Source organism: Variovorax sp. Soil_C_26, from assembly GCF_057657075.1.
In genome coordinates, this window is the sequence record NZ_JBDGJC010000007.1 from 251,665 (window position 1) to 272,343 (window position 20,679).

General features: G+C 68.4%; 21 protein-coding genes. 13 read left to right on the forward strand and 8 right to left on the reverse strand.

What is annotated here, in order from left to right:
• Nucleotides 1-2 precede the first annotated feature (2 nt).
• The 3 genes from AC3A6G_RS20800 to fahA are packed head-to-tail and all read left to right on the forward strand — an operon-like array spanning nucleotide 3 to nucleotide 2,866.
• Nucleotides 3-203, forward strand: coding sequence for a DUF2783 domain-containing protein (locus AC3A6G_RS20800; RefSeq protein ID WP_487865249.1), 201 nt, complete (start codon nucleotides 3-5; stop codon nucleotides 201-203).
• A 52-nt stretch (nucleotides 204-255) separates the two neighbouring features.
• A complete protein-coding gene (gene hmgA / locus AC3A6G_RS20805) occupies nucleotides 256-1,560 on the forward strand; it encodes a homogentisate 1,2-dioxygenase (protein WP_487861173.1) in 1,305 nt (434 codons plus the stop codon).
• A 31-nt stretch (nucleotides 1,561-1,591) separates the two neighbouring features.
• A complete protein-coding gene (gene fahA / locus AC3A6G_RS20810) occupies nucleotides 1,592-2,866 on the forward strand; it encodes a fumarylacetoacetase (RefSeq protein WP_487861172.1) in 1,275 nt (424 codons plus the stop codon).
• Here the strand turns inward: fahA and mrdA are convergent, their stop codons facing one another.
• The 4 genes from mrdA to AC3A6G_RS20830 form a co-directional block, all read right to left on the reverse strand.
• On the reverse strand, nucleotides 2,867-4,834 hold the full coding sequence (gene mrdA, locus AC3A6G_RS20815) for a penicillin-binding protein 2 (RefSeq protein ID WP_487874449.1): 1,968 nt from the start codon (nucleotides 4,832-4,834) through the stop codon (nucleotides 2,867-2,869). It abuts the gene before it with no gap.
• 61 nt (nucleotides 4,835-4,895) lie between these two features.
• Nucleotides 4,896-5,417: a rod shape-determining protein MreD gene (gene mreD / locus AC3A6G_RS20820; protein ID WP_487874450.1), complete on the reverse strand. Its 522-nt coding sequence runs from the start codon at nucleotides 5,415-5,417 to the stop codon at nucleotides 4,896-4,898.
• Nucleotides 5,414-6,391: a rod shape-determining protein MreC gene (gene mreC / locus AC3A6G_RS20825; protein ID WP_487861169.1), complete on the reverse strand. Its 978-nt coding sequence runs from the start codon at nucleotides 6,389-6,391 to the stop codon at nucleotides 5,414-5,416. Before mreC ends, mreD begins: the two co-directional genes overlap by 4 nt.
• Before the next feature lie 86 nt (nucleotides 6,392-6,477).
• Nucleotides 6,478-7,521: a rod shape-determining protein gene (locus AC3A6G_RS20830; RefSeq protein ID WP_007833435.1), complete on the reverse strand. Its 1,044-nt coding sequence runs from the start codon at nucleotides 7,519-7,521 to the stop codon at nucleotides 6,478-6,480.
• A 214-nt stretch (nucleotides 7,522-7,735) separates the two neighbouring features.
• Here AC3A6G_RS20830 and gatC point away from each other — a divergent pair, with 214 nt between their 5' ends.
• From gatC to gatB, 3 genes are read left to right on the forward strand one after another with little or no spacing between them, the layout of a single operon-like run.
• Nucleotides 7,736-8,035, forward strand: a complete 300-nt coding sequence (gatC, locus tag AC3A6G_RS20835) for an Asp-tRNA(Asn)/Glu-tRNA(Gln) amidotransferase subunit GatC (RefSeq protein ID WP_487874451.1) — start codon at nucleotides 7,736-7,738, stop codon at nucleotides 8,033-8,035.
• Complete coding sequence (gatA, locus tag AC3A6G_RS20840) at nucleotides 8,032-9,525, forward strand: Asp-tRNA(Asn)/Glu-tRNA(Gln) amidotransferase subunit GatA (RefSeq protein ID WP_487861167.1); 1,494 nt, start codon at nucleotides 8,032-8,034, stop codon at nucleotides 9,523-9,525. Before gatC ends, gatA begins: the two co-directional genes overlap by 4 nt.
• 2 nt (nucleotides 9,526-9,527) lie before the next feature.
• Nucleotides 9,528-11,021 (forward strand): Asp-tRNA(Asn)/Glu-tRNA(Gln) amidotransferase subunit GatB, encoded by a 1,494-nt coding sequence (gene gatB, locus AC3A6G_RS20845; protein ID WP_487861166.1) that lies wholly within the window; start codon nucleotides 9,528-9,530, stop codon nucleotides 11,019-11,021.
• A 12-nt stretch (nucleotides 11,022-11,033) separates the two neighbouring features.
• Here gatB and AC3A6G_RS20850 read toward each other — a convergent pair whose 3' ends face one another.
• The gene (locus AC3A6G_RS20850; protein WP_487861165.1) at nucleotides 11,034-11,708 is read right to left on the reverse strand and encodes a DUF4124 domain-containing protein; all 675 of its coding nucleotides are present in this window, start codon (nucleotides 11,706-11,708) and stop codon (nucleotides 11,034-11,036) included.
• 10 nt (nucleotides 11,709-11,718) lie between these two features.
• Nucleotides 11,719-12,405, reverse strand: coding sequence for an orotate phosphoribosyltransferase (gene pyrE, locus AC3A6G_RS20855; protein WP_487861164.1), 687 nt, complete (start codon nucleotides 12,403-12,405; stop codon nucleotides 11,719-11,721).
• A gap of 12 nt (nucleotides 12,406-12,417) precedes the next feature.
• Here pyrE and AC3A6G_RS20860 point away from each other — a divergent pair, with 12 nt between their 5' ends.
• The 3 genes from AC3A6G_RS20860 to AC3A6G_RS20870 are packed head-to-tail and all read left to right on the forward strand — an operon-like array spanning nucleotide 12,418 to nucleotide 13,911.
• Entirely contained in the window at nucleotides 12,418-13,221 is an 804-nt protein-coding gene (locus AC3A6G_RS20860) for an exodeoxyribonuclease III (protein WP_487874452.1), read from the forward strand.
• A 46-nt stretch (nucleotides 13,222-13,267) separates the two neighbouring features.
• Nucleotides 13,268-13,741, forward strand: a complete 474-nt coding sequence (locus AC3A6G_RS20865) for a Fic/DOC family protein (RefSeq protein WP_487874453.1) — start codon at nucleotides 13,268-13,270, stop codon at nucleotides 13,739-13,741.
• On the forward strand, nucleotides 13,717-13,911 hold the full coding sequence (locus AC3A6G_RS20870) for a hypothetical protein (protein WP_487874454.1): 195 nt from the start codon (nucleotides 13,717-13,719) through the stop codon (nucleotides 13,909-13,911). The genes AC3A6G_RS20865 and AC3A6G_RS20870 overlap by 25 nt, the downstream gene beginning before the upstream one ends.
• Before the next feature lie 194 nt (nucleotides 13,912-14,105).
• Here AC3A6G_RS20870 and hpxZ read toward each other — a convergent pair whose 3' ends face one another.
• Both hpxZ and AC3A6G_RS20880 read right to left on the reverse strand, forming a co-directional pair.
• A complete protein-coding gene (gene hpxZ, locus AC3A6G_RS20875; protein ID WP_487861161.1) occupies nucleotides 14,106-14,489 on the reverse strand; it encodes an oxalurate catabolism protein HpxZ in 384 nt (127 codons plus the stop codon).
• 38 nt (nucleotides 14,490-14,527) lie between these two features.
• Nucleotides 14,528-15,403, reverse strand: a complete 876-nt coding sequence (locus AC3A6G_RS20880) for a M48 family metallopeptidase (RefSeq protein ID WP_487865241.1) — start codon at nucleotides 15,401-15,403, stop codon at nucleotides 14,528-14,530.
• Between the two features lie 49 nt (nucleotides 15,404-15,452).
• Here AC3A6G_RS20880 and AC3A6G_RS20885 point away from each other — a divergent pair, with 49 nt between their 5' ends.
• From AC3A6G_RS20885 to AC3A6G_RS20900, 4 genes are all read left to right on the forward strand, one after another.
• A complete protein-coding gene (locus tag AC3A6G_RS20885; protein WP_487874455.1) occupies nucleotides 15,453-16,808 on the forward strand; it encodes an AmpG family muropeptide MFS transporter in 1,356 nt (451 codons plus the stop codon).
• Nucleotides 16,809-16,914: 106 nt separating this feature from the next.
• Nucleotides 16,915-18,117 carry a beta-ketoacyl-[acyl-carrier-protein] synthase family protein gene (locus AC3A6G_RS20890; protein ID WP_487874456.1) on the forward strand — a complete coding sequence of 401 codons (1,203 nt, stop codon included), beginning with the start codon at nucleotides 16,915-16,917 and terminating at the stop codon, nucleotides 18,115-18,117.
• Nucleotides 18,114-18,950 carry a beta-ketoacyl synthase chain length factor gene (locus AC3A6G_RS20895; protein WP_487861157.1) on the forward strand — a complete coding sequence of 279 codons (837 nt, stop codon included), beginning with the start codon at nucleotides 18,114-18,116 and terminating at the stop codon, nucleotides 18,948-18,950. Before AC3A6G_RS20890 ends, AC3A6G_RS20895 begins: the two co-directional genes overlap by 4 nt.
• Nucleotides 18,951-18,959: 9 nt before the next feature.
• Nucleotides 18,960-20,627: an NAD(P)/FAD-dependent oxidoreductase gene (locus tag AC3A6G_RS20900; protein ID WP_487874457.1), complete on the forward strand. Its 1,668-nt coding sequence runs from the start codon at nucleotides 18,960-18,962 to the stop codon at nucleotides 20,625-20,627.
• Nucleotides 20,628-20,679 lie beyond the last annotated feature (52 nt).

Consider the following 20,679-nt stretch of genomic DNA (forward strand, 5'->3'; position numbering starts at 1 on the left):
CCATGACCACCCTGCCACCACCGACCCTGATCACCGAGCCGCACCTCGAAGCGCCCGATGACTTCTACGAAGCACTGATCGAAGCCCACCAGGGCCTCGGCACCGAAGAGAGCCACGCCTACAACGCGCGCCTCGTGCTGGTGCTCGCCAACCACATCGGCTCGCTAACCGTGCTGCGCGAGGCGCTCGCGGCGGCGAAGTGAATGCCCTGCGGGCAGCCGATTTCCTTTTTTCCTTGAACCCCAAGACCACACCATGACCGCCACCTACCAAAGCGGCTTCGGCAACGAATACGCCAGCGAAGCCGTCGCCGGCGCCCTGCCCCAGGGCCGCAACAATCCGCAGCGCGCGCCCTTCGACCTCTACACCGAACTGCTCTCGGGCACGGCCTTCACCGCGCCGCGCCACGAGAACCGCCGCACCTGGCTCTACCGGCGCCAGCCTTCGGTGGTGTCGGGCCGCTACCAGCCCTACGCGCAACCCCACTGGACCACCGGCGCCGACCGCGGCATCGCGCTCGCGCCCGAGCCGCTGCGCTGGCACCCGATGCCGCTCGACGGCGCGGCCGGCGCCGACTTCATCGACGGCATGCACACCGTCGCGGCCAACGGCGACGCCGAGTCGCAGGTCGGGATCGGCGCGCTGATGTACCTCGCGGGCCGTTCGATGGACAAGCGCGCCTTCGTCAATGCCGACGGCGAGATGCTCGTGGTGCCGCAGCAGGGCCGCCTCGTGATCACGACCGAACTCGGCGTGCTCGAGGTCAAGCCCGGCGAGATCGCGGTGCTGCCGCGCGGCATGGCGTTCAAGGTGGCGCTGCCGGATTCGGATGCCGGCGCGGGTCCCTCGCGTGGCTACGTCTGCGAGAACTACGGTGCGCACTTCCGCCTGCCCGAGCTCGGTCCGATCGGCTCCAACGGCCTCGCCAACGCGCGCGACTTCCAGGCGCCCGTGGCGGCCTTCGAGGAAGACGGCGGCGCCTGCGAACTCGTGAAAAAGTTCGGCGGCCGCTTCTGGGCCGCACCGACGAAGCAGTCGCCGTTCAACGTGGTCGCCTGGCACGGCAACCTCGCGCCGGTGAAATACGACACGGCCAATTTCATGGCGATCGGCTCGATCAGCTTCGACCATCCCGATCCCTCGATCTTCACCGTGCTGACCTCGCCGAGCGACACGCCCGGCACCGCGAACTGCGACTTCGTGATCTTCCCGCCGCGCTGGATGGTGATGGAAAACACCTTCCGTCCGCCCTGGTTCCACCGCAACCTGATGAGCGAGTTCATGGGCCTGGTGCTCGGCGAGTACGACGCCAAGCCGGGCGGCTTCAAGCCCGGCGGCGCAAGCCTGCACAACTGCATGGTGCCGCACGGCCCCGACGAGGAGGCCTTCGACAAGGCCACGAACGCCAACCTCCAGCCGCAGAAGCTCGACAACACGCTGGCCTTCATGTTCGAGAGCCGCTACCGCTTCATCCCGACGAACTTCGCACTGAACAGCCCCGCGCTGGACACCGACTATGCCGACTGCTGGGCCGGCCTCAAAAATCACTTCAAGCCCTGACCCGCCGATTTCGAACGGAGAAAGACATTCCATGACCACCGCCACACTGAACACCACCCACGACCCGAAGCTGCGCAGCTGGGTTGCCGGCGCCAACGCAGCCGGCAGCGACTTCCCGATCCAGAACCTGCCGTTCGGGCGCTTCCGCGCCGCGGGCAGCAGCGAGGCCTTCCGCATCGGCGTGGCCATCGGCGACCAGGTGCTCGACCTGCGCGCGGCGGGCCTGGTCGAGACCGACGACATGAACCTGCTGATGGCCGCGAGCGTGCCGGAGCGGCAGGCCCTGCGCGCGGCGATCTCCGCCGGGCTGGCCGAAGGCAGCGGCAAGCAGGCCGCATGGTCGAAGGCATTGACCGCGCAGGCCGGCGCCGAGATGGCCGTGCCTTGCCGCATCGGCGACTACACCGACTTCTACACCGGCATTCATCACGCGACCACCATCGGCAAGCTGTTCCGCCCCGACCAGCCGCTGATGCCCAACTACAAGTGGGTGCCGATCGGGTACCACGGCCGAGCCTCGTCGATCGGCGTGAGTGGCCAGGTGTTCAAGCGCCCGCATGGCCAGACCAAGGCACCCGATGCAGCGGCGCCGAGCTTCGGCCCGTCGAAGCGGCTCGACTACGAACTCGAACTCGGCTTTCTCGTCGGTCGCGGCAATGCGCTCGGCGAACCCGTCGCGATCGGCGAGGCCGAGGACCACCTGTTCGGCGTGACGCTGCTCAACGACTGGTCGGCGCGCGACCTGCAGGCGTGGGAATACCAGCCGCTCGGCCCGTTCCTCGCGAAGAACTTCGCGAGCACGCTGTCGCCGTGGATCGTGACGATGGAAGCGCTCGCGCCCTTCCGCGCGCGGTTCGAGCGCCCGGCCGGCGATCCGCAGCCGCTGCCGTACCTCGACGCACCTTCGAACCGCGAGCGCGGCGCACTCGACATCACGCTCGAAGTGCTGCTGCAGACCGCGAAGATGCGCGCCGAAGGCGCAGCGCCCGTGCGCCTCACGCGCGGCAACACCACCGAGGCCGCCTACTGGACCGCCGCACAACTCATCGCGCACCACACGGTGAACGGCTGCAACCTGCAGCCCGGCGACCTGCTGGGCTCGGGCACGCTCTCGGGCCCGCAGCCCGACCAGGCCGGCTCGCTGATCGAGCTCACGCAAGGCGGCAAGCAGCCGATCACGCTGCCGAACGGCGAGCAGCGCACCTTCCTCGAAGACGGCGACACGCTCGTGATCCGCGGCTATTGCGAGCGCGATGGCGCGGTGCGCATCGGGCTGGGCGAAGTCAGCGGGACGGTCGTCGCGTAGTCAGGGCGCGGGCGCGATCATGCTGACCATCGGCCATGCCATCTCGCTCGCGATGCGCGGCTTGCCGATCGGTGCGCCGGCCTTGCCGATGCGCACCGCGGCGATGTCGGCTTCGCTCGGATACTGGTCCATGAGCCAGTAGTCGAACACGCGCCGCGCAATGGGCGCCGCGGCGCCGGCGCCCCAGCCCGCGTTCTCGACGATGACCGCGAGCGCGATCTTGGGGTCGGTGGCCGGTGCGTAGGCCATGAACAGCGCATGGTCGCGCTGGTGCTCTTCGAGCGCCTTGGCGTTGTAGCGGGTGTTCCGCGCCTGCGTCATGGCCTGCGCCGTGCCGGTCTTTCCGGCCGCCTGGTAGCCCGCACCCGCGAACACGCCGCGCGCCGTGCCGTTCGAGACCACGCTGGCAAGGCCTTCGCGGATCACCGCGACGTGGGCCGGCTTGTAGCCGAGGTTCTCGGGCGGCGGCTGCGGCAGCGGCACGACCTGGCCGCTCACGGTGTCGCGTGTGGCCAGCACCAGGTGCGGCTTGCGCTTCATGCCGCCGTCGGCCACGATGGCCGTCGCCTGCGCGAGCTGCAGCATCGTGAAGGTGTTGTAGCCCTGGCCGATGCCCAATGAGATGGTCTCGCCCGCGTACCACTTCTTCTGCTCGGGCCGCCGGTAGGCATTGCGCTTCCATTCGGTGCTCGGCAGCACGCCGCGCACCTCGCCGCCCATGTCGATGCCGGTGATCTGGCCGAAGCCGAGCGGCTTCATGAAGTCGTGGATCAGGTCCACGCCCATCTCGTTGGCGAGCGAGTAGTAGTAGATGTTGCTCGACACCTGGATCGAGCGGCGCATGTCGACGCCGCCGAGGTTGCCTTCGGGACTGCCGAAGCGGTGGCCGCCAAAATTGAAATAGCCCGGGTCGTTGACCACCACGTTGGCGCCGCGCTTGCCGGTTTCGAGCGCAGCGAGCGCCATGAAGGGCTTGTAGGTCGATCCGGGCGGGTAGGTACCGCGCAGCGCGCGGTTGAGCAGCGGCTTTTCGATCGATTCGCTGAGTTCCTTCCAGCTCTCGGTGTCGATGCCTTCGACGAACAGGTTCGGGTCGAAGGTGGGCTTGCTCACGAAGGCCAGCACTTCACCGGTCTTGGGATCGATCGCCACGAGCGCACCGCGGCGGTCGCCGTACATGTCCTCGACGAGCTTCTGCAGCTTGATGTCGAGCGACAGCATCACGGTGTTGCCCGGCGTGGCCGGGTGGCTCGCGAGGCGGCGCACCGCACGGCCGCCGGCCGAGGTCTCCATCTGCTCGACTCCGGTCTGGCCGTGCAGCGTCTTCTCGTAGCTCTGCTCGATGCCGAGCTTGCCGATGTAGTCGGTGCCCTTGTAGTTGGCCTGGTCTTCCTCGGGCCATTCCTCCATCGCGGTCTTCTCGCGCTGGTTGATGCGCCCGATGTAGCCGAGCACGTGCGCAGCGGTCTCGCCATGCGGGTAGTTGCGGAACAGCCGCGCCTTGATCTCCACGCCCGGAAAACGGTAGCGTTGCGCCGCAAAGCGCGCCACTTCCTCGTCGCTCAGGCGCGTGCGGATCGGGATGGAGTCGAAGCTGCGCGAGTCCTCGCGCAGGCGCTTGAAGCGGCGGCGGTCGCGCGGCGAGACCTCGAGCACCTGCGTAAGGCTGTCGATGGTCTCCTCGACGTCGTCCACCTTCGAGGGCGTGATCTCGAGCGTGTAGGCCGAATAGTTCGAGGCCAGCACGATGCCGTTGCGGTCGAGGATCAAGCCGCGGTTGGGCACCACCGGCACGATGGCCGTGCGATTGCTCTCGGCCCGCTCCGCGAGATCGGCGTGCCGCACGACCTGCAGGTAGAACAGGCGCGCGCCGATCAGGCCGAAGGCGAAGAGCACCACGAGGCCGATCACGACCACCCGGCGCTTGAAGCGCGCGAGGTCGGCGGCGACATTGCGGATTTCGGTCATGGCGAAGTGAGCTTAGGTGCGCGCGGCTGCGTTGGCAATGCAAGACCCGGGAACAGCAGGCTCAAAGCGGGCGGTTCTCGTCAGGATCGGGCGTGCGCAATTGCGGCGCGAGCAAGAGCGCGGTCGCCAGCGGCCACAGCGCGGCTTCGATCACCGGCGAGGCCAGCACCCACCAGCCCGGGAACACGCCGCCACCGATCAGGCGCGCGACGATCTCGATGAACTGCGACACCGCGAACAGCGGCAGCACCTGCAGCGCCTGCGATGCCACCGGGTACCACAGCAGGCGCCGGTGGACGGTGGCGGCGAAGAAGCCGAGCAGGGTGTAGGACAGCGCGTGCTGGCCCAGCATCGCGGCCTCGTGCACATCCATGCACAGACCGAACGCAAAAGCCGCGCCGATGCCCACGCGCATCGGCTGGTGCACGCCCCAGAAAACGATCGCGAGCGCGAGCAGGTCGGGCATCCAGGCGGCGCGGCCGACCGGGATCATGTTGATGAGCAAGGCGACCACGAGGCTCGACCACATGAACAGCGGGCTGACGGGCAGCAGGAGTTGCTGTTGTCCGGGACGTTTGATCATCGGGCACGCTCCGCGGTCTTCTTGTCGGCCTTGTCGGTCTTGGCGGGTTTTGATGCCGCCTTGGCTTCGGGCTTCTTCGTGGGCGCCACGGCAGCCGGCGCAGGCGGCGGTGCCGTCGGGCCACCCGTGGGCGCCAGCACCAGCACGTAGCGCACGGCCGTCACATGCGCGAGCGGCACGCAGTAGATGCGCGCAAAGGCCGAGTCGGCGCGGCGCTCGATGCGTTCGATCTTCGCGACCGGCAAGCCGGGCGGATAGACGCCATCGACGCCGCTCGTGGACAGCAGGTCGCCCTCCTGCAGGTCGGCATTGGCGGCCATGAAGCGCAGTTCGAGGCCGCTGCCGTGCGCCGAGGCATCGCCGAAGGCCACGCTGCGCACGCCGGTGCGGGTGTTCTGCACCGGAATGGAAAGATCGCGGTCGATCACCAGCGTGACCTCGCTCGTGAAGGGCAGCACCTGCGTGACCTGGCCCAGCACGCCGTTCGCGTCGATCACCGGCGAGCCCGGGACAACGCCTTGCGTGAGCCCCTGGTCGATGACGATCTTGCGCGTGTAGGGGTCGGCCGCGTCGTAGAGCACCTCGGCCGCACGGCCCGGCGTCTGGGTGGTCTCTCGCAGTTCGAGCAGCGCGCGCAGCCGCGCGTTCTCCTGCGCGAGCGTGTCGGCCTGGCTCGCGCGCTCGGCCTGCAGCATGAGCGCGCGGCGCGCCGCGTCCTCGTTGTGCTGCGCGGTCTGCAGGTCCTCGAAGTAGCGGCCCGCGCCCGTCACGAACTGCACCGGCTTGAGCGCCAGCCATTGCACCGGGTAGAGCACCGCGCCGACCGCCGCGCGGATCGGCTGCACCAGGTGCAGCCGCGCGTCGGCCACCATCAGGAACAGCGCGAGCGTCCCGAAGAAGATCAGCTTGCTCAGCGCCGACTGCCCCTGGTTGAACAGGGGCGGGGCGGAGCGATCGAGCGTGCCCAGGGGCATGGTTCAGATCCGGCTGGCGTGCAACGTCAGATGGCAAAAAGGCCGGCCTGCGCAAGCAGAGCCGGCCGACGGTGGCAGTGGCGCATTCACTCGCTGGTAAAGATGCTGCCCAGGCGGTCCATGCGCTCGAGGGCAATGCCGCATCCGCGCACCACGCAGGTCAGCGGGTCTTCCGCCACCAGCACCGGCAGGCCGGTTTCTTCGGCCAGCAGGCGGTCGAGGTCTCGCAGCAGCGCGCCGCCGCCGGTCAGCATCATGCCGCGTTCGGCGATGTCGGCACCGAGCTCGGGCGGGGTCTGCTCGAGCGCGTTCTTCACGGCCGAGACGATGTTGTTGAGCGGATCGGTCAGGGCTTCCAGCACTTCGTTGCTGCTGATGGTGAAGCTGCGCGGCACGCCTTCGGACAGGTTGCGGCCCTTGACTTCCATTTCCTTGACTTCGGAGCCCGGGAAGGCCGAGCCGATGTTCTTCTTGATGACTTCGGCCGTCGGCTCGCCGATCAGCATGCCGTAGTTGCGGCGGATGTAGTTGATGATGGCTTCGTCGAAGCGGTCGCCGCCGACGCGCACGGAGCCCTTGTAGACCATGCCGCCGAGGCTGATGACGCCCACCTCGGTGGTGCCGCCGCCGATGTCGACCACCATCGAGCCCGAGGCCTCGCTGACCGGCAGGCCGGCGCCGATGGCCGCGGCCATGGGTTCCTCGATCAGGTAGACGGAGGTGGCGCCAGCCGCTTCGGCAGCGTCCTTGATGGCGCGGCGCTCGACCTGGGTCGAGCCGCAGGGCACGCAGATGATGATGCGCGGGCTCGGCGTGAGCAGCGTGCGCGGGTGCACCATCTTGATGAACTGCTTGATCATCTGCTCGGTGATCACGAAGTCGGCGATCACGCCGTCCTTCATCGGGCGGATGGCTTCGATGTTGCCGGGCACCTTGCCGAGCATGGCCTTGGCCTCGCGGCCCACGGCCTGGATCACCTTCTTGCCGTGGGGGCCGCCTTCATGGCGGATCGCGACGACCGAGGGCTCGTCCAGCACGATGCCCTTGTTGCGGGCGAAGATCAGGGTGTTGGCGGTGCCGAGGTCGATGGCCAGGTCGGTGGAAAAGTACCGACGGAAAGCTCCAAACATGTGCGGAATCCTTTGGAGCACGCCTGCGCGTCGGCAGGTCGTCGCTCTTTTTTTGGGTCGTTTGACGGGGTGAATTGATCGTTTTTGGCGCAAAAGCCGGCGCGTTCGCGGGGGTTGCGGCAAAGGCGGGATAATACCCGAATCCCCTCTGAATCCCGTGTCTGCACCCCTCTGGGCGTGCGAATTACTGCCGGTTCCGCGACCGGTTCGACCCATGTCCCTTTCCAGTTCAGATATTGCACGCATTGCCTCGCTCGCAAGGCTGCAGCTTGCGCCAGACGAAAGCGAGCGCATGCTTAGTCAGATCAATGGCTTCTTCGACCTGGTCGAGCGCATGCGCGCCGTCGACACCACCGGCGTCGAGCCGCTGGCCCATCCCGTAGCCGCCCTCGAAGATGTCACGCTGCGCCTGTGTGACGACGTCGTGAGCGAGCCGGACAACCGCGAAGCCAACCAGAAGAGCGCGCCCGCGGTCGAAGCGGGTCTGTTCCTGGTGCCGAAGGTGATCGAATGAGCGCCGGCAAGGACCTGCATCAACGGGGCGTGGCGGAACTGGCGGCGGCGCTGTCCCGGCGCGAGGTGTCGGCCGTCGAGGCGGCGCAGCACTTTCTCGGCCGCATCAAGGCCAACGAGGCGCTCGGCACCTTCCTCGACCTGAACGAGGACGCCACGCTGGCCCAGGCCCGCGCGGCCGACGAGCGGATCGCCGCGGGCGGCGCGCCTGCGCTCGCCGGCGTGCCGATCGCGCACAAGGACATCTTCGCCACCACCGATTTCGCCACCACCGCGGGCTCGAAAATGCTCGCGGGCTACCGCTCGCCCTTCGATGCCACCGTGGTGCGCCGCCTGGCCGAGGCCGGCGCCGTGACGCTGGGCAAGCTCAGCTGCGACGAGTTCGCGATGGGCTCGGCCAACGAGAACGTCGCCGTGCCGGCCGTCGGCCACGACAAGGCCGTGCCGGTGCGCAACCCCTGGAACCTCGAGCGCATCCCCGGCGGTTCGTCGGGTGCCAGCGCGGCGGCCGTGGCGGCGCGGCTCACGCCGGCAGCCACCGGCACCGACACCGGCGGCTCGATCCGCCAGCCGGCCTCGTTCTGCGGCATCACCGGCATCAAGCCGACCTACGGCCGCGCCTCGCGCTACGGCATGGTGGCCTTCGCGTCGAGCCTCGACCAGGCCGGGCCCATGGCGCACTCGGCCGAAGACTGCGCGCTGCTGCTGTCGGCCTTCTGCGGCCCCGACCCCGACCGCGATTCCACCTCGCTCGACCGCCCGGCCGAGGACTTCGGCCGCGCGCTGAACGACTCGCTCGAGGGCCTGCGCATCGGCGTGCCGAAGGAGTTCTTCGGCGACGGCGTGGCGCCCGGCGTGCGCGCGGCCATCGATGCCGCGCTGTCGCAGTACGAGAAGCTCGGCGCCAAGCGCGTCGAGGTCTCGCTGCCGCGCACCGAACTGTCGATTCCCGTCTACTACATCCTGGCCGCGGCCGAGGCCTCGAGCAACCTGAGCCGCTTCGACGGCGTGAAGTTCGGCCACCGCGCGGCGCAGTACAAGGACCTGTCCGACATGTACGGCCGCACGCGCGCCGAAGGCTTCGGCGACGAGGTGAAGCGCCGCATCATGATCGGCACCTACGTGCTCTCGCACGGCTACTACGACGCCTACTACCTGCAGGCGCAGAAGGTGCGCCGCATGATCGCCGACGACTTCCAGCAGGCCTTCAGGCAGTGCGACGTGATCGCGGGCCCCGCGGCGCCGACCACGGCCTGGAAGATCGGCGAACACGGCGACGACCCCGTGGCCGACTACCTCGCCGACATCTTCACGCTGCCGGCCTCTCTCGCCGGCCTGCCCGGCATGAGCGTGCCCGCGGGCTTCGACGCGGGCATGCCCGTGGGCCTGCAGCTGATCGGCAACTACTTCGGCGAAGCGAAGCTGCTCAATGCCGGCCATCGCTTCCAGCAGGCCACCGACTGGCACCTTCGCACGCCGGAGGGCTTCTGACCATGAGCGAGACAGCAGTGAACACCTTCGAAGCACAGCAACAGGGCCGCCCGACCGGCCCGCTGGTGCGCGGCTATGAAGTCATCATCGGCTTCGAGACCCATGCCCAGCTCTCGACCGCGAGCAAGATCTTCAGCCGTGCGTCCACGGCTTTCGGCGCCGAGCCCAACACGCAAGCCTGCGCGGTTGACCTGGCGCTGCCCGGCACGCTGCCGGTAATGAACAAGGGCGCCGTCGAGCGCGCCATCCAGCTCGGTCTCGCGCTCGGCTCGCACATCGCGCCGCGCAGCGTGTTCGCACGCAAGAACTACTTCTACCCCGACCTGCCCAAGGGCTACCAGATCAGCCAGTTCGAGATCCCGGTGGTGCAGGGCGGCACGGTGTCGTTCTTTCTCGGCGAAGAGATGAAGACGGTGCGCCTGGTGCGCGCCCACCTCGAGGAAGACGCGGGCAAGTCGCTGCACGAGGACTTCGTCGGCCAGAGCGGCATCGACCTGAACCGCGCGGGTACGCCGCTTCTGGAGATCGTGACCGAGCCCGACATGCGCTCTACCGCCGAGGCCGTGGCCTATGCGCGCGAGCTGCACAAGATCGTCACCTGGATCGGCATCTGCGACGGCAACATGCAGGAAGGCAGTTTCCGCTGCGACGCCAACGTGTCGGTGCGCAAGCCCGGCGACAAGCTCGGCACGCGGCGCGAGATCAAGAACCTCAACAGCTTCAAGTTCATGCAGCAGGCGATCGACTACGAGATCCGCTGGCAGATCGACGAGATCGAGGACGGCCGCAGGATCGAACAGGCCACCGTGCTGTTCGACCCCGACACGGGCGAGACGCGTGCCATGCGCGCCAAGGAAGACTCGGCCGACTACCGCTACTTCCCCGATCCCGACCTGCCGCCGCTGGTCATCGCCGCCGACTGGATCGAGCGCGTGAAGGCCACGATGCCCGAGCTGCCGCGCGCGATGGCCGATCGCTACGTGCGCGAGCACGGCCTGTCGGCCTACGACGCGGCGCAGCTCACGCAGAGCGCGGCACTCGCCGGCTACTTCGACGAAGCCGTGGCCGCGGGCGCCACGCCGAAGCTCGCGAGCAACTGGATCACGGGCGAGATGGCGCGGCGGCTCAACGCGGCCGAGATCGGCATCGAGGCCGCGCCGGTCACTGCACAGCAGCTCGCCGCGCTGGTGCAGCGCATCGCCGACGGCACGCTGCCCAACAATGCGGCGCGCCAGGTGTTCGAGGCACTCTGGACCGGCGAAGGCAGCGACGTGGACGCGATCATCGAGGCCAAGGACCTGAAGCCGATGAACGACGCCGGCGCGCTCGACAGGATCCTCGACGAGGTGATTGCGAAGAATGCGAAGAACGTCGAGGAATACCGCGGCGGCAAAGAAAAGGCGCTCAACGGCCTCGTCGGTCAGGTCATGAAGGCCAGCGGCGGCAAGGCCAATCCGGCGCAGGTCACCGAGCTGCTGAAAGCCAAGCTGGGCTGAGGCCCGTCGCGCTCAGCGGTTGGTGCCGCCGTTCTGCGGTGACCAGAGCTGCTTAAGGCGCGTGCGCTCTTCGTCGAAGCGCGCGTTCACGCGCTTCTTCTCGTCTTCCTGTTCGCCGACGAAGCGGTCTTGCACCGCCACGCTGCGCAGGTTGTCCTCGAGCTTGCGGCGCACCGCGCCCGGCGCCTTGCTCACGTCGGCCTTGTAGAACTCGAGCTCCTCGTCGATCTTCCGGCGGTCTTCGGCCAGCTCGACCAGGCGCTTCTTCGCGGCCTGGATCACGGCATCGATCTGCACCAGCGCCTCGGCGCGCTCGCGGTCGTGTACGGTCGCATTGGGGTAGCGCACCAGCAGCGCACGCTCGCGGCGGCGCTCGTCGACGATCCGCGCGGCCTGCAACGCGGCCTCGCGCGCACGGTCTTCGCGCTCGGCGATTTCGCGCGCGGTGTAGGTCGGCTCGATGACGCGGCGCGTGGTGCCGCTCGGGTTCAGTTCGCGCTGCTCGCGGTCGATGCAGGCGGCGATCGGCCGGTCGGCCGTGTGCGTGCGGCCGCGTGCATCGGTGCATGAATAGATGCCGCCTGGCGCAGGCGCCGACGGCACCTGTGCCAGCGCGGCCGCGGGCGCCAGCGCGAGCAGCGCCGCGGCGATCGCCGGATCGAACAGGTGATGGCGAACGTCACGCATGGCGCGGGCCTCAGTGGGCGCCGTAGCGCGCGCGGTAGGCCAGCACCCGGTCGCGGTGCGCGCCCAGGTCGGTGGCGGCATGGCCCGAGAGATAGCTCAGCAGGTCGTCGAGCGTGGCGATGGCGACAACCTTCAGGCCAAGCTGGTTGCGAACGTACTGCACCGCACTGTGGTCGACGTCGACGCCGTTCTCGGTGGCTTTCTCCTGCCGGTCGAGCGCGATCGCCACCGCGTGCGGCGTGGCGCCGGCGGCCTCGATGGCGGCAATGGATTCGCGCACCGCGGTGCCGGCCGACATCACGTCGTCGACGATCAGCACGCGCCCCTGGAGCGGCGCACCGACCAGTGCACCGCCTTCGCCGTGGGCCTTGGCTTCCTTGCGGTTGTAGGCAAAGGGATGGTTGCGGCCGCGCCGGGCCAGTTCGGCCGCGACCGTCGCACCGAGCGGAATGCCCTTGTAGGCCGGGCCGAAGATCATGTCGAACTCAACGCCGCTCTCGATCAGCCGGTCTGCATAGAATCCGGCGAGCCGCGCGATCTTGGCGCCGTCGTCGAACAGCCCCGAATTGAAGAAGTAGGGGCTCATGCGGCCGGCCTTGGTCTTGAACTCGCCGAAGCGCAGGACGCCCGCGTCGAGCGCGAACTGGACGAAGTCCTGCGCCACCGCGCTGCCTTGTTCCTCACCATCTACAGCCATCGGAATTTCCTTGTGTTCAAACTGACCAGCCTCAATCTCAATGGCCTGCGTTCGGCCGCCACGAAAGGGGTGGCGGACTGGGTGGCCGAACTTGCGCCGGATTGTATTTGCATGCAGGAAATCCGGGTCCAGGCGAGCGACATCGAGGGCCGCTTCGAGGAGATGGCGGGCCTCAAGGGCCATTTCCACTTCGCCGAGAAGAAGGGCTATGCCGGCACTGCCATCTACACCCGGCACGCGCCGAGCGACGTGGTCGTGGGCTGGGGCGACCGCGAGTTCGACGCCGAGGGCCGCTACCTCGAGCTGCGCTTCGACACCCCGGCGCGCAAGCTCTCGATCATCAGCTGCTACTTTCCCAGCGGCAGCTCGGGCGAGGAGCGCCAACTGGCCAAGTTCCGCTTCCTCAAGGGCTTCTTCCCGCACCTGGTGGCGCTCAAGCAATCGCGCGAATTCATCCTCTGCGGCGACATCAACATCGCGCACAAGGAGATCGACCTCAAGAACTGGCGCGGCAACCAGAAGAACAGCGGCTTCCTGCCCGAGGAGCGCGCCTGGATGACGCGGCTGCTCGACGCCGGCACCGACGGCGCGGGCATCGTGGACGTCTACCGCATGCTCAAGCCCGACACCACGGCCGAGGCCTACACCTGGTGGAGCAACCGCGGCCAGGCCTATGCGAACAACGTGGGATGGCGGCTCGACTACCACCTGGCCACGCCGCAGACCGCCGCGCTGGCGCGCACCGAGCAGATCTACAAGACCGTCAAGTTCAGCGACCACGCGCCGATCACGGTCGAATACGACTTCGGACTCTGAGCGCCACGATCTGAGTATTCGATAAGGCTGCCGAACCCAACGCGCGATGATCAACCGCTATCAAACTGCTGGAGCTGAAGGCGAATTCGAACCAGGGTCGAACGAACAGGTGCTGCGCAATCTCGTTGGCATCACGTCCGCCGACGATATGGACGCGCTTGAATTGCAGCTATTGAACGACCTCTACGACGAGGTGCTCCTGCAGGATCTGCCGGACCGCACCCTGACGGTGGCCGACCTCAAACACTGGCACCGCTTGTGGCTCGGCAACGTGTACGCATGGGCGGGGCAGGAACGCTCGGTCAACTTGGGCAAGGGCGGCTTCCAATTCGCTACCGCCGGGCTGCTGCCGGGCTTGCTGAACAATTTTGAAAGGGAGTTCCTGACGAGATGGACTCCCTGCGGCAACCTGGCTCCCGACGAACTGGTGAATGCCATTGCCGTGACGCACGTGGAGTTGATCGTGATCCCCCTTTTCGCGAGAGCAATGGCCGCTTGTCGCGCCTGCTGGCCGATGTGATGGCCGTACAGGCCGGCCATGAGCCGCTGGACTACAGCAGTTGGGAGCAAAACAAACCAACCTATATTGGTGCGGTTCACGCCGGCTTCTCGGGCGACTATGGCCCGATGGAGCAGCTTGTGGGTCAGGCCATGGCTGCCGGCGATGCCGGCCTCAGCGGGCCAGCTTGATGTTGGGAAAGCGCGCAGCGGGTTGCTGCAGTCGACGCTCGAGCTGCGCGACGTTTTGGCCTGTTTCCACCGCCGTGGAACTGGCCACCGACCGCCGCACGGCTTTGCGGCTGGGCGTCTTGCGTTGGGGCTCTGCGATTTTTGGCATGCTGTGTTTCACGAGGGCGGGGATGTGAATTTTATCGGGGCGTGATTCAGCCCAGCAAACTCACATGGGCCGCCACCACGCGCCAGCCCGCGGGCGTGCGCATCCAGGTCTGGCTCTGCCGGCCGGTGCGGGTGCTGCCGTCGCGCCGGAATTCGCAGTGGGCCGTGGCGAAGTCGCGCCCGTAGGTGGTGATGGCGGTGCGGGTCAGTTCGCGGGCCAGGCCCTGCGACGGACGCGCCGCACGGAAAGCCTGGATCTCCTCGTAGCCGTAGAGGTTCTCGGTGGCGCCGTAGCGCATCGTCGTGGGGCTGTTCCAGAACAGTTCGTCGAGCACCTCGACCTTGTTGTTCACCAGGGCGTCCTCGTAACGCGCGAAGGCGGCCGTCACTTCGGCGAGCACGTCGGGCAGGTTGATGTCGGTCGGTTTCATGCGCCGATCTTCGCCGATGCGGTGCGGCCGCGGGCCGCTCAGCTGCGCCGGGCTTCCTTGTAGAGCCCCTCGACCTTCGGCAGGTTGGCCTCGAGCTTCTGGATCCGGTCCGGCCCGCTCGGATGGGTGGACAGGAAGCTCAGCCCGCCCTGGCTCTTCGAGGCGGCGGCCATCTTCTTCCAGAGCGACACCGAGGCCTTGGGGTCGTAGCCGGCGCGCGCCGCCAGTTCGAGGCCGACGAGATCGGCCTCGGTCTCGTCGCCGCGGCTGAACTTGAGCGTGAGCAGCTGGGTGCCTGCGCGCGCGGCCAAATCGCCCATCTGGCCGAGCCCGAGCAGTTGCGCGCCGATCGAGAGCGCGGCGCCGGTGCCGGCGCTCTTGGCGAGCCGCGCGCGCGCATGCTCGCGCAGCGCATGCGCCATTTCGTGGCCCATCACCATCGCGACCTCGTCGTCGCCGAGCTTGAGCTGCTCGAGGATGCCGGTGAAGAAGGCGATCTTGCCGCCGGGCATGCAGAAGGCGTTGACCTGCTTGCTGCCGATGAGGTTGACCTCCCACTTCCATTCGCGCGCCCGCGAGTTCCAGGGCGTGGCGAACGGGATCAACCGCTTGGCGATGGTGCGCAGCCGCTGCAGCTGGGCATTGCCGTTGCCCGCAAGGGCGCCCTTGGCGCGCGCCTGGTCGAGCAGCTGGCCGTACTGCTGCACGCCCGCGGCCTCGATGCGGTCGGCAGGCACGAGATTGCGCGCCACCGAGGCGTTGCCCACGTTGACCTGCGCGAGGGCCGGGCCCGTGAGCGCGGCGCCGGCCGCCGCGAGCAGGAAGGCGCGCCGCGGCTGCCAGGCCGAGGCCGGCGAGGCCGCGTCGGCGGGCGCGCCGTGGAGAACGAAGGGGGCGTCGCATCGGTTGCACATGCGCGAATGATAGGAACAATCGCCTGCCCTCGTGGACAATCCGGGGTTCATGTCTGCCCAGCCCGCCGAAACGCCCCCTTCCTCGCCCTCCGTGCCCTGGCGCGACACACTGAAGGTCTATCTCGAGCCCGCCACGCTGCGCATGCTGGCGCTCGGCTTTTCGGCCGGGCTCCCGCTGCTGCTGGTGCTGGGCACGCTGAGCTTCCGCCTGCGCGAGGCGGGCATCGACCGCACCACCATCGGCTACCTCAGCTGGGTCGGCCTGGCCTACGGCTTCAAGTGGGTGTGGGCGCCGCTGGTCGACCGGCTGCCGCTGCCGCCCCTGACCACGCTGCTCGGGCGCCGGCGCGGCTGGCTGCTGCTGGCGCAGGGCCTGGTCATTGCAGGGCTGGTCGGCATGGCGTTCAACGATCCGCGCCAGGGGCTCGGACCGCTGGTCTGGTGTGCGTTGCTGGTGGCCTTCGGCTCGGCCACGCAGGACATCGCGCTCGATGCCTTCCGCATCGAATCGGCCGAGACGCGCAAGCAGGCCGCGCTCGCGGCGGCCTACCAGACCGGCTACCGGCTCGCGATGATCTGGGCCGGCGCCGGCGTGCTGTGGGTGGCCGCCTGGGCCGAAGTGGTGCCGGCGACCGCGGCCACGGGCGCCGCAGCCTACCAGAACGCGGCCTGGAAGACGGCCTACCTGGTGATGGCGGTTTCGATGGCCGTGGGCGTGCTCACCGTGCTGCTGTCGCCCGAGCCGGTGCGCCGTGCGCTGCCCAAGGCGCGCAATGCGGCCGAGTGGCTGCGCAGCGTGTTGATCGAACCCTTCGCCGACTTCATCCGCCGCTACAAGTGGCAGGCCGCGCTGATCCTCGCGCTGATCGCGACCTACCGCATCAGCGACGTGGTGATGGGCATCATGGCCAATCCGTTCTATGTCGACATGGGTTTCACCAAGGACGAGGTGGCCACGGTCAGCAAGATCTACGGCGTGGTCATGACGTTGGTGGGCGCCTTCGTGGGTGGGGTGCTCTCGATGCGCCTCGGCGTGATGCGGGTGCTGATGCTCGGCGCCGTGCTCAGCGCCGCCAGCAACCTGCTCTTCGCCTGGCTGGCCACGCGCGGGCACGACCTGACGGCGCTGATCGCGGTGGTCTCGGCCGACAACCTGGCCGGCGGCATCGCCTCGGCGGCCTTCATCGCCTACCTGTCGAGCCTGACGAACATCAGCTATTCGGCCACGCAGTACGCGCTGTTCAGCTCGCTGATGCTGCTGCTGCCGAAGTTCATCGCCGGCTATTCGGGCCTGTTTGTCGACGTCTGGGGCTACGCCCGGTTCTTCACCTGCACCGCGCTGCTGGGTGTGCCGGTGCTGCTGCTGGTGGCGCTGGCCGCCCGCGCCGCTCGGGCAAACAGATGACGCCGCAGCGGCCGCGCAACTGGTAGGCTGTCGTTTTCCGGCCACCGCCGCTTCCGCCGCTTCGCTTCCAAGCGTTCCTACACCTTCGCCGAAACCCTCAAGCACCGTGCCGTCCCGCATTCCACCCCTTCAGATCAGCGCCTTCACGGCCACGTCGGCCGTCGGCGTCGGCAAGGAGCCGCTCGCGGAGGCACTCGCCGAATCGCGCAGCGGCCTGCGTGCCAACGATTTCGGCCCCGCGCCGCTGCCGACCTGGATCGGCCGGGTCGACGGGCTCGAAGACGTCCGCCTGCCCGAAGTGCTCGCCCAATGGGACTGCCGCAACAACCGGCTCGGCTGGCTCGGCCTCCAAGCCGACGGCTTTCTCGAAGCCGTGGCGGCTGCGCGGGCCAAATACGGCGCGTCGCGCATCGCGCTGGTGCTCGGCACCTCGACCTCGAGCATCGGCGAAACCGAACTGGCCTACACCCAACTCGATGCCGATGGGCTCTTTCCCATGGACCAACGCCGCCCCGCCGTGCATTCGCCGCATTCGCTCGCGATGTTCGTGCAGCAGGCGCTCGGGCTCACCGGCCCGAGCGAGACGATCTCCACCGCCTGCTCGTCGAGCGCCAAAGTGTTCGCCTCGGCCGAGCGGCTGATCCGCCTCGGGTTGGCCGATGCGGCCGTTGTGGGCGGGGCCGACACGCTGTGCGGCAGCGTGCTGTTCGGGTTCAACTCGCTCGAACTGGTGTCGAGCGAACCCTGCCGCCCGTTCGACGCGCACCGCAAGGGCATCAGCCTCGGCGAGGCGGCCGGCTTCGCGCTGCTGGAGCGGGTGCAGGACGACCCGGCCTTGCCGCTGCGGCTTCTGGGCTACGGCGAAGCCAGCGACGCGCACCACATGTCGACGCCGCATCCCGAAGGCCTGGGCGCGGAACGCGCGCTCGACGACGCGCTCGCGCGCGCGGGTCTGGCGCCCGAAGCCATCGACTACATCAACATGCACGGCACGGCGAGCCAGAAGAACGACGAGGTCGAGGGCGCGCTGGTCGCTCGCCGCTTTCCGGCCCGCACCCATGCGAGCTCGACCAAGGGCTTCATGGGCCACACGCTGGGCGCGGCCGGCATCGTCGAATCGGTCATCAGCCTGCTCGCGATCGAGCGCGGCCTGATGCCCGGCACGGTGAACACCACCGAGCTAGACGAGAGCTTCGGGCCGCAGATCCAACTCGCGCCCGTGCGCGGCGACGTGCGGCATGCGCTCACCAACTCCTTTGGCTTCGGCGGCAACAACTGTTCGCTCGTCTTCGGCAAGGCTGGCCAATGACGACGATCACGCCACCCACGCTCTACATCGAAGGCCCGGCCTTCTGGACGCCCACGCTGCCCGGCTGGGACGCGGCACGCGCGGCCTTCCGCGGCGAAGGCGCGCTCGCCGACCCGCCGGCCAAGCGGCCGTCGCCGCAGGTGCTCGCACCGGCCGAGCGCCGGCGCGCGCCCGACACCGTCGCCCTGGCGCTCGAAGTGGCCGCCGCCGCCATGGCGGGCGCGGGCCGCAACGCGGCCGACGTGCCCTGCGTCTTCGTGTCGGCCCATGGCGACCTCTCGATCAACGACTACATGTGCAGCACGCTCGCGAGCGATCCCACGGTGCTGTCGCCCACGCGTTTTCACAACTCGGTGCACAACGCGGCCGTGGGCTACTGGACCATTGGCACCGGCTGCATGGCCGCGAGCAACTCGCTCTCGGCGTACGACCACAGCTTTCCCGCGGGCCTGCTCGAGGCGGCCGTGCAGTGCGCGGCCGACCAGTCGCCAGTGCTGCTGGTGGGTTACGACACGCCCACCGTCGGCCCGCTGACCTCGGTGACCGACAGCCGCGGCCTGCTGGCCGTGGCCTTGGTGATCGCGCCCGAGCGCACGGCGCGCAGCGTGGCGTCGTTCGACTGGTCGATCGAAAGCAGCGACGGGCACTTTCCCGCGCCGCGCTCCGAGGCCGCAAAAACGCTCGCGCAGATCAATCCGATGGCGCATGCGCTCGGCCTGTTCGAGGCGCTCGCGTTGGCGGCAGACAGCGGCCCGTCCGCCTCGGCCATCGAACTGCCGCTCTCGGCGACGCTTTCACTGCGGCTGTCGCTGCAGCCGCTCAACAACGACTAGGAACAAGACATGAACGCTGCGTCAGGGGTGCCACCGGTGAACACTGTGCATTCTTGCGGCGCCGTGATCATGGGCGGCGGGCTCGCGGGCCTGACGCTCGCGCTGCAGCTCAGGCAGCGCTTTCCCGACCTCGACGTGCTGGTGCTCGAACGGCGCCGGCATCCCGTGCCCGAGGCCGCGCACAAGGTCGGCGAGTCGTCGGTCGAGATCGGCGCGCACTACTTCGACACGGTGCTCGGCCTCAAGCCCCACATGGACGGCGCGCAGCTGCGCAAGTTCGGCTTCCGCTTCTTCTTCAGCGAGGGGCGCCGCGACTTCGACCAGGTCACCGAGATCGGCGCGAGCCGCTACCTGGCCGTACCGAGCTACCAGATCGACCGCGGCATCTTCGAGAACTACCTCGCCGAAGAGGCCGTGCGGCGCGGCGTGCGCTTCGAGGACGGCGCGCTGGTGCGCCGCATCGAACTCGCCGCCGAGGACGATGCGCCGCACCGCATCGAATGGTCGCAAGGCGACCGGACGCATGCGACCGAGGCGCGCTGGCTCATCGACGCCTGCGGCCGCGCCGGCATGCTCAAGCGCAAGCTCGGGCTTGCCGAGCCCAATGCGCACGACGTCAACGCGGTGTGGTTCCGCATCGCAGAGCGCATCGACGTCGACGCCTGGAGCGACGATCCCGCGTGGCGCGAACGCTGCAATCCGCAGGCGCGCTGGCTCTCGACCAACCACCTCGTGGGCGCGGGCTACTGGGCCTGGCTGATCCCGCTGGCCTCGGGCTCGCATTCGGTGGGCATCGTGGCCGACCCGAAGCTGCATCCGCTCGACACCATCGACACCTTCGAGAAGGCGATGCAGTGGTTTGCCATCTACCAGCCGCGGCTCTACGACGCGCTCGACGGCAAGCGCCACCTGCTGCAGGACTTCGCGTTCCTCAAGCACTTCTCGCACGGCTGCAAGCAGGTGTTCTCGGGCCGGCGCTGGGCGCTCACGGGCGAGGCGGGGCTCTTCCTCGACCCGTTCTACTCGCCGGGCAGCGACTTCATCGCGATGAGCAACACCTACATCACCGACCTGGTGGCGCACGATCGCACGGGCCGCTCGGTGGAGGCGCGTGCGCAGCTCTACGACCAGATCTACCACTCGTTCTACGAGAGCACGCTGGCGCTCTACCAAGACCAGTACCCGCTGTTCGGCGACCCCGAGGTGCTGCCGGTGAAGGTGATCTGGGATTACGCCTACTACTGGGGCGTGCTGTCGCAGATCTTCTTCCAGCAGCGGCTCACCGACCTGATGCTGCTCGGCAGCCTGAAGGAAGAGCTGCAGCATTGCCAGCGCCTGAACATCGCGGTGCAGCAGCTGCTGCGCGCCTGGTCGGCCGCGAGCCGCAAGCGCAATGCACCGGTCATGCTCGATCAGGCCGCGATGCCGTGGTTCGCCGAGCTCAACAAGAGCCTCACCGACCCGCGGCTGGACGACGCCGCGTTCAAGGCGCGCATCCGCACCTCGACCGCGCAGCTGCGCCAGCTGGCGCGCGAGATCCTCGAGCGGGCCCGGGCCGACGGCACGGACCTGGCGGACTGCGCCGTGCCCGCCATGCTCGAGGCGCACATGGCCGAGCCCTCCGCCGCCCTTCCTGCGGGCGCCATGCTGTTTCCGGCCCACCCGTTGACAGCCTGAAGCGCCGTTTACCCAACTTTACGGAGCGTTCAAGCCCCGTTGCCTCCTGTGG

Excerpts from the sequence above, each read along its gene's own strand:
- pyrE (WP_487861164.1), bottom strand. The coding sequence starts at position 12,405 with ATGGCTGTAGATGGTGAGGAACAAGGCAGCGCGGTGGCGCAGGACTTC.
- AC3A6G_RS20895 (WP_487861157.1), top strand. The coding sequence starts at position 18,114 with ATGACGACGATCACGCCACCCACGCTCTACATCGAAGGCCCGGCCTTC.
- gatB (WP_487861166.1), top strand. The coding sequence starts at position 9,528 with ATGAGCGAGACAGCAGTGAACACCTTCGAAGCACAGCAACAGGGCCGC.
- gatA (WP_487861167.1), top strand. The coding sequence starts at position 8,032 with ATGAGCGCCGGCAAGGACCTGCATCAACGGGGCGTGGCGGAACTGGCG.
- fahA (WP_487861172.1), top strand. The coding sequence starts at position 1,592 with ATGACCACCGCCACACTGAACACCACCCACGACCCGAAGCTGCGCAGC.
- AC3A6G_RS20830 (WP_007833435.1), bottom strand. The coding sequence starts at position 7,521 with ATGTTTGGAGCTTTCCGTCGGTACTTTTCCACCGACCTGGCCATCGAC.
- mrdA (WP_487874449.1), bottom strand. The coding sequence starts at position 4,834 with ATGACCGAAATCCGCAATGTCGCCGCCGACCTCGCGCGCTTCAAGCGC.
- mreC (WP_487861169.1), bottom strand. The coding sequence starts at position 6,391 with ATGCCCCTGGGCACGCTCGATCGCTCCGCCCCGCCCCTGTTCAACCAG.
- mreD (WP_487874450.1), bottom strand. The coding sequence starts at position 5,417 with ATGATCAAACGTCCCGGACAACAGCAACTCCTGCTGCCCGTCAGCCCG.
- AC3A6G_RS20800 (WP_487865249.1), top strand. The coding sequence starts at position 3 with ATGACCACCCTGCCACCACCGACCCTGATCACCGAGCCGCACCTCGAA.
- hmgA (WP_487861173.1), top strand. The coding sequence starts at position 256 with ATGACCGCCACCTACCAAAGCGGCTTCGGCAACGAATACGCCAGCGAA.
- AC3A6G_RS20880 (WP_487865241.1), bottom strand. The coding sequence starts at position 15,403 with ATGTGCAACCGATGCGACGCCCCCTTCGTTCTCCACGGCGCGCCCGCC.
- AC3A6G_RS20865 (WP_487874453.1), top strand. The coding sequence starts at position 13,268 with ATGATCAACCGCTATCAAACTGCTGGAGCTGAAGGCGAATTCGAACCA.
- gatC (WP_487874451.1), top strand. The coding sequence starts at position 7,736 with ATGTCCCTTTCCAGTTCAGATATTGCACGCATTGCCTCGCTCGCAAGG.
- AC3A6G_RS20885 (WP_487874455.1), top strand. The coding sequence starts at position 15,453 with ATGTCTGCCCAGCCCGCCGAAACGCCCCCTTCCTCGCCCTCCGTGCCC.
- AC3A6G_RS20850 (WP_487861165.1), bottom strand. The coding sequence starts at position 11,708 with ATGCGTGACGTTCGCCATCACCTGTTCGATCCGGCGATCGCCGCGGCG.
- hpxZ (WP_487861161.1), bottom strand. The coding sequence starts at position 14,489 with ATGAAACCGACCGACATCAACCTGCCCGACGTGCTCGCCGAAGTGACG.
- AC3A6G_RS20900 (WP_487874457.1), top strand. The coding sequence starts at position 18,960 with ATGAACGCTGCGTCAGGGGTGCCACCGGTGAACACTGTGCATTCTTGC.